At 56.0% G+C, this 241-nt stretch carries 1 protein-coding gene; it reads left to right on the plus strand.

What is annotated here, in order from left to right:
• On the plus strand, window positions 1-241 hold a 241-nt coding region (locus B2R17_RS16905), incomplete at both ends, for an AAA family ATPase (protein ID WP_286764915.1).

A 241-nucleotide genomic window follows, 5' to 3' on the forward strand; every position in this document is an offset into this window, starting at 1 on the left:
ACATCTTGGGCACCAACATGGTGGTGGAAGATGAATCCGGCCGCCGCAAGTTTGAGTTTCAAAAGGGGCCTGTCTTCACACAGATCCTGCTTGCCGACGAAATCAACCGAGCGACCCCGAAGACTCAATCGGCCATGCTGGAAACGATGCAAGAAGGCACCGTGACCGCGGGCGGGCATCGTTACACGCTCGACCAACCGTTCTTTGTCTTGGCCACTCAAAACCCGATTGAGCAGGAAGG

Source organism: Rhodopirellula sp. UBA1907, assembly GCF_002337565.1.
In the GTDB taxonomy this organism is placed as follows: Bacteria; Planctomycetota; Planctomycetia; order Pirellulales; family Pirellulaceae; genus Rhodopirellula; species Rhodopirellula europaea.